This is a genomic window from Flavobacterium caeni, from assembly GCF_900101895.1.
GTDB classification, from domain to species: domain Bacteria; phylum Bacteroidota; class Bacteroidia; order Flavobacteriales; family Flavobacteriaceae; genus Flavobacterium; species Flavobacterium caeni.
Map to the genome: position 1 here is coordinate 347,138 of NZ_FMVF01000004.1, position 7,359 is coordinate 354,496.

Sequence of the window (7,359 nt, forward strand, 5' to 3'; positions counted from 1 at the left end):
AAAGTTAACGGTTCGCCAAACAAATACGCAACAAGCTGGCCACCAAAGCGAAACCCGCCAATTGGTTCGCGATAGGCATAAAAAAGCCCCTCCGTTTCCGGAAGGGCTTTCTCTTTATGGATACCGAACGTTATCGCTTGACCACACGAAGGGTCTTGACGATGCCGTCCTGGCTTACGATCACGTTGTAAACGCCTGCAGGGAACTGCGCCCCTACCTTGGCGTTGTGTGCGTCGGCCGCGTCGAGTTCCTTAGACTCAACGAGCTTGCCCAACATGTCGTATACCTTCACTTGTACTTTCTCCTGGCTCGCGCTCACGATATCGAGGTTGAAGTCGCTTGTGAACGGGTTCGGATAAGCCGTGGCCTTGAACGCCGCCGAAGCCGTAGCCTCGGTAGCCGTAGGCAAGCCTTTGGCACCCGCTCCAGGCGCCATAATCTCGCAGGCGTCACCGAACGGAGACCACGTGCCTGCCGTCATCACCGCCACGCGTACGTTGTAGGTCGCGCCTGCAGTGTACAGCGAAACAGGGATCATGTTGAAGTTAAAGAAGTTCGTAGAACGGTCGAGCGTCGCGCTGGCCAGGTCCGATGCGCGTACCACCTGGAAGCGGTACTGCGTAGCACCCGACACGCTGGTCGAGGCGATTGGCGTGTGCTTGGCCGCCACCGTGCCGCCGCAGTTCACCAATGAAGGTGCCGCAGGAGACGACAATTCGCAAGCCGCGCCGTAACCGCCGTAGGCACCCGTGGTCTTCACGGCCACCTCGATGCGGTACTCCGTGCCGTAGTTGTAGCGCGCGAGCATCTGCAGGCTGAACCAGTTCTGCGTACGGTCGATCGTCTGCACCGCGTTAGGGCCCGTAGGGTTCGTCAAATCGCTGATGCGGAAACGGTAACCCGTGACGCCCTGGAGGCTCGTAGTTGCGATCAAGGTGTTGATGCTGGCCAGGGTGATGCCGCACTGCGACGGGTTCACCGAACCGGCACCGCCGTCCACGAGGATCGCAGGGGTCGACACGAAACACGGCGTGCCCCAGCTCGCCTGCCAGATACCGGCACGCTGCAACTGGATCTCTACCGTATACGTGGTCGCATAGGCATGCGACGGGAATTGCGGGATGGTGAAGTGCGGGACGTTCTTCTCGATCGTCTGCACCTCGCTGCCGTTGGTGATGCGGATGCGGTAGCCCGTGATCTGGTGGCCGCCCACGGTCTGGATGCCCACCAAGGAGTTGATCGACGCAAGCGTCACACCGCAAGAGCTAGATAACAAGGTCGTCGTGACCGTACCGGTCTCGTCGATCGTGCCGTCGCAGTCGTCGTCTACGCCGTTGTAAGGGATATCGGCAGCACCTGGGTTGATGGCTGCGATTTGGTCGTCGCAGTCACCGCCCACAGCCACATAGCCTACAGGTTGGTTACAAGCCGACACACTTGTTTCAGAATCGCCATAGCCGTCACCGTCTGCATCGGCATACCAAGTGGTAGGCGTACAAACCGTTACGTTGATGGTGTAGTCTTCAATTTGACCGTAGCCACCTCCGATACATGGGTTCGCAAGGTCGGTTGTCCCGAACAATTTCTTAACACGCATACGTGTAGTTCCACCTAACGCGTTGGCCGGAACAGTAATCGTCGAAACAGCCTCGATGGCATCAAGACCTGTCGAAGAGGTGACACTGCCGGCATTGAAAATCTCGTTGGCGTCGTTGAGATCACCATCTTGGTTCCAGTCGATGAATACGCGGAAATTGTTGGTGAAGGTTCCGTCTGTATTTCCTTTCAACGTCATGGTGTAGCTGGATTCTGTAGTAACCGAACCCGTTTGCGCAATAAAGTTTTGCAACGGAATACCTCCATTTGCAACGCTAAGTACGGTATTTGGAGATTGGTTGTTGATTCCCGCAAACACTACCGAAGTAATTGGCTCTACGTTGTTGGTATAATTTATTGCCGAACAATATGGCGCGAACGGATCGGCCTCTGTCGTAAAACTAAACTCTGTACAACCTGTTGCATCGCCGCCGCCAATTGTAGAAGTCGGAACAATTCTCCAGTAATATGTCGTAGAATAGTTTGGCGCCGAAGCGTTGTACGTCAACACGGCCGCTCCTGTAGTAGTCACCAAAGTCGTGGTTCCCGCAGTCGTACCAAAATACACTTTGTAACCGGTTGGTGCCGGGCCCGATGTAGGAGCCGTCCAGTTCAGGGCCACCGTACCGCGTGGTACGTTGGTAGCCGCGTTGGCCGGCGTGGTCATTGTAGCACACTGGGTTGGGTTCGGGTTTACGGTAAGTACACCACTGTTGTGTGTAGTACCGTTCCAGAAGTTTCCGTTGCTACCGTCGGTACCACCGTATACATAAGGACCGCCGTTCAATCTAAAACGGTAGGCGTAGTAGTACGTACCCGCTGCCAAAGTCGAACCGATGGTTGCTTGGTATTCGTCGTTGTTGCTAACGTGTCCCGCATTGTGCGTTGCCGCAGTCCAAGCACCCGCAGCCCATGTGTTCGGGTTGGTGTTGCTTGCATTGACGCCGATCCATGCTTCGATACCAGGCGCCTGGCCATCGACGTTCGGAGCAACGTCAGTCAAACCACCTTCGTAAACCTGGCCGTAAACCGTAGCGGATTCTCCTGCCAAGATATTAGCCGTCGCAGGAAACTTCAAGCCTACATAATCTGGCGCATCGGTTGGCATCGCAATGATGTTGACGATGTAGTCCTCTGTTTCACCCCATGTACTTGCAGTAGCACCACAAGCCTGTGTATCGAGGATAACACTGTCGTTACCGCCTCGGATTCTCATTCGGGTGTTGCCCAATACCGCGCCGGCAGGAATAGAAATATTCAGCGTGGCCGGAACACCTGCTCCACCTGCATTGGTCGAAGCCATGACACCTTCCGACGCTTCAAAAACACCGTTCTGGTTGTAATCGATCCATACGGCAGAATATTGGCCTGTTGTATCTGCACCCATCGTTACTTTGACTTCGCCTGTACTGCCTTGCATGAGGTTCGGCACCGTTACGGCATTGTAGAAAGTATAGTACGGAGAGGCAGCGCAACCCGATGCATTGACGAGCGTTCCGAGCTCTACGTTGGTGATGGCGTCGCCACCCGTAGACCCGCAACCATTCGAATAAGTAGCTGCACAATAGTTGATGGCAGTTCCTGTTGTGAACGACTGTACGGCACAACCTACGGCATCACCGTTGGCGTTCTTAGGAACCACTTGCCAGTAGTATTGTGTATTGGCGTTCAAGATGGCTGGCGTATAGGTCAACCCGGTCACGTTGGCTACAAGACCTGGCGTGCTGCTTGTACCCAAATAGATATCATAGCTTACCGGAGAACCTGTAGCGGCTGTCCAACTCAAAGTAGGCGTTCTCGCCACATCGGTCGCCAAATCGGCAGGGGTAAGTCCTGTTGCGCAGTTTGGCGGCAATACTGGGATCGGTTCTACTACAAAATTGTCTATAATGAATTCCAAATCTGCAGAACCATTGCTTGCACCTTCTACACCTCTAAAGGCAAAGTGAAGGGTTTGGCCGGCAAAAGCTGAAAGATCGACCACTTCGGTTTGCCCTAAATGCGATGGGATGTTGGTGCTGTTGTACGTTCTGAGTACGGTCCAATTGAGCATGTCTGCCGAATAAACCAATTCTACAAAATCATCGGCTTCCCATGAAGTCGGTGCTCCTGTAGAGTTCCATTGGTGTGCCGAAGCCGTATACGTCAAACGCATGCTGCTTGGAAGCGCGTAAAATGGCGAAATCATCCAGTCGTTGTCGCCCGTAGAATCGAGATTCACACTGGCGGCACCTGTTGACCCTACGTTGAGCGGACCATCGGCCACCCAAGCATTAGCTGCAGTAGGCGATACCGTTGCCGGACCAGCCGCAAGCGAACCGTTGTTGCCTTCGGTCCAACAAACCGGTGGATACGTCGTAAAATCCTGAATGCTTGGGAATGTCGTAATAGCATCGCAAGCTGTCGTAAAACTGTGTACGCTGGAATTGGCGCTGTAACCGCCCAGCGGACATACCTGACGAACATACACCTGATATGCCGTAGCGCCAGTCAGTCCTGACAATGCGTATGGCGAAGTTGCCGTTGAAGAAGCGATGGTTCCGCCTACTCCAGCAGTAGCGCCAGTACCTGGCGTAAAACCGGTTGCGCCATATTCGACGATGAAATTCCCGGTCCCGGTCCAAGTAATGTTGGCCGATGTAGAAAGAATGGTGTTGCTTCCTACTGAAGTACCCGTACTACAAATCGTAGACTGGGAAGCCGTCAATGGAGACGTGGTCAAATAGGCCGGAGAGCCTGTACAACCGTCGTTGAAAGAATAGATGTAGTAATAATAAGTCGTACCTGCTGTCAAGCCGGTGTCGTTAAACGTCAAAGCGTTCGTGCTTTGCACCACATAGGTACCCGCACCCAGAGCAGTCGACCCATTCGCATAGGTTGTACCGCTGGTAGGGGCCGTTGGCGGCGTCGCGCTTGTACTGCGCACCACCATATACTTTGATGGTGCCGGGCTTGCCGCTGTAAAAGAACCGGCAATCGCCGAAGTGGTCGTAGTTCCAAACACCAACGATGTCGGTTGGGCGGTTGGCGTCACGCAAATCGCAGGCGGCGTGAACGTATACGTTCTTCCTGCAGTGATCGCTCCTGTATTGTTTGTCGTGAATGTCGAATTAGACGCTACGTTTGTCGTTGCATTAACCGTATTGTAAATTGAAGAAGATGTCGCAAGCCCAATGGAATATCCAGATTGTACGCTGTTGGCCGCCAATGCGCCGTAAACCATATAAACCTGATTAGAACCTTCGTAAAGCCACAACTGAATCCTGCCGTTTGCAGCACCAGTGGTATTGCGCGGAACAGTAACAAACCACTCGACAATCAGAATCTGATTGGGTGCAGTACCTTCTAGCCTGTAGTGTACTTGACCGCCAGTACCGGTAGCCAAATCATCCCAATAAGGCATGATACAAGGCCCAACCGTACCCGCGCTCGAAGAACTGTTAGAGTAGTACGTACTACCCGTTGTCATCAGCGTCGACCCAAAACGGAACAAACCGTTGGCGTTGGCGCTAAAGGTGGTGTAATTGGTTCCCGCGTAATTGAACGAAAACCCGATGTTTGTCGCAACCGAGAACCCATCGTCGGATGCCGAAGGGACAAGCTGCGTAGAACCTGTCATCGCATCTAGCGTTCCGGAGGTACCGGTAGCCATGGTGTAGGCGCTGACCTGAGCTTCCATTTGCCAACTCAAAAAGAAAGCAAACAGCCATAAATAAAGTTTTTTCATAAAAATGATTTTAGATTAACCTGCCCGCCGCGATCGCTTGGGTATTGACAAAAACACAACCAGTCCCGACAAGGCAGACTGCTAATTTATAAAAAAAGGTTTCGGATTATCAGCAGTATTTTGTCTTTGTTGATATATTCTTTGTTTTTTGGCTAAACCTCGATAAAAAGACGCAAATAATCGACGAAATACATCTTTTTAACGGATGATTTGGCGAGAATTTGGCGAGAAAAGTCCTAATTGTAGTCTAAACAGTCTCTTGCGCAATGTGAAGAATGTTAAAAAACGTCGCGTTGTTTGCGTTTTTCGGATTTTTTTGCGCAAAAAATGTTAAATCCGCCGCGCAGCCTGTTCACCGGTAACGAGCGCACCTTCCATAAAACCCTGCCAGTCGGCAAGGTGCTCGCCCGCAAAACTGGTATGCAAAAAATCTTGTTGCAAAACCGGCTTTACGTTGAACCATTGCCCAGGCTTGTAAAGGGCATAAGCGCCTTGGGTGTAGTCGTTGCTGCCCCAATAGAAGTTTTGCTGCTGCAACATGGGTGCGGTTTTAAAGTGAGGCTGTAGCGTGCGCAGCACTTCGGCGGCATTCCAGCCATCGGATTGGTTGGCCACGACCGCCGCCTTGTCGCCTATCGTATACGAAATCAAGACACCCTTTTCCGATCTTTGGTTCTTTGTCGCATGGTAAAAATAATGCGGAAGTTGGTCGGTCACCAAATCGAACGCTTCTGCTGGCCAAAACCGCTGGCCGTACAGCATCGCATGCTTGTTGATGCGCGCATACTGCAGCTGGTTGATTGCATCGATTTTTTCTTGCGGCAGTCCGGGTTGCCAGTCGATGGCACGCAAGGCAAAGGTAGGCAGGGTGCAGATCATTTTGTCGGCCTCGAACATCTTGCCGTTGCCGCAATACACCTTCACACCGGAAGCATCCTGCACCACACGCGTGACCTTGTGTTGCAGCAAAATCGATTCGCGTCCTATCGCATCGGCCATCCGTTGCGCGAGCAGGTTGTTGCCGCCTTTGATTTTGAGGTCCATTTCGTTCTTGGGGCTGCTTTCTGCATACTCGGCCATGGCGGCAAATGCCGATACGTGACGGATGCTCTCGCCAAAATCGGTGCTGTCGGTCAACTCACGCAAATCAAGGTCACGTCCCTGGCAACCGTTGTTGACCAAATAACGCCACCAGTCATACTGGTCGAGTTTCATTTTATCGACTTCGTTCATTTTCCGATACTCCTCGAGCAACGTTTGAAATTTCGCTTTCCAGTCCGCGCTCGAATCCCATTGCGCTGGCGGGTGGTATTGCCCTTTGTAAATCAATCCCGTATCCATTTGGTTGTTTTGGAGCTCGAGTTTGAATTCAACGCACAGCTCGCGTATTCGCGTATGCGACTCCCCTACCCATTCGGCGCCCAACTCGACGACCAGATCATCCATTCGTTGCGAGAACACGCGCCCACCTATACGACCCTGCGCTTCGAGGATTACACAATCGATACCGCGTTGCCGCAATTGGTACGCCGCGCCAAGTCCGGCCAGACCTGCGCCAATGACGACTACCTTGGCTTTTTTTGCAATCCAAACTTGCCCTGTCAAGGTGGGCGAAACAAGCAGTCCCGAAGCCACCATTGCGGTGTTTCTGAGAAAATCCCTTCTGGTTGTCATGATCGTATTTTCAGTTAAGTCAAATCTAATCAATTAATTAACCCAAACAAAAAGCCCCTCCATTTACGGAAGGGCTTTCTCTTTATGGATACCGAACGTTATCGCTTGACCACACGAAGGGTCTTGACGATGCCGTCCTGGCTTACGATCACATTGTAAACGCCTGCAGGGAACTGTGCCCCTACCTTGGCGCTGTGTGCGTCGGCCGCGTCGAGCTCCTTAGACTCGACAAGCTTGCCCAACATGTCGTATACTTTCACTTGTACTTTCTCCTGGCTTGCGCCCACAATGTCGATATTGAAATCGCTCGTGAACGGGTTCGGATAAGCCGTGGCCTTGAACGCCGCCGAAGCCGTAGCCTC

General features: G+C 52.6%; 3 protein-coding genes. All 3 read right to left on the reverse strand.

Going from position 1 to position 7,359, the window contains the following annotated elements:
* Positions 1 to 130: 130 nt before the first annotated feature.
* Positions 131 to 5,323, reverse strand: coding sequence for a GEVED domain-containing protein (locus BLP55_RS05445; protein WP_091141305.1), 5,193 nt, complete (start codon positions 5,321 to 5,323; stop codon positions 131 to 133).
* Positions 5,324 to 5,653: 330 nt separating this feature from the next.
* A complete protein-coding gene (locus BLP55_RS05450; RefSeq protein WP_091141306.1) occupies positions 5,654 to 6,997 on the reverse strand; it encodes a flavin monoamine oxidase family protein in 1,344 nt (447 codons plus the stop codon).
* 98 nt (positions 6,998 to 7,095) lie between these two features.
* On the reverse strand, positions 7,096 to 7,359 hold a 264-nt coding region (locus BLP55_RS17155; protein WP_211516811.1), incomplete at its 5' end, for a T9SS type A sorting domain-containing protein.

What these genes read in the sequence shown, in the direction of transcription:
- BLP55_RS05445 (WP_091141305.1), bottom strand. Translation starts at nt 5,323, where the DNA reads ATGAAAAAACTTTATTTATGGCTGTTTGCTTTCTTTTTGAGTTGGCAA.
- BLP55_RS05450 (WP_091141306.1), bottom strand. Translation starts at nt 6,997, where the DNA reads ATGACAACCAGAAGGGATTTTCTCAGAAACACCGCAATGGTGGCTTCG.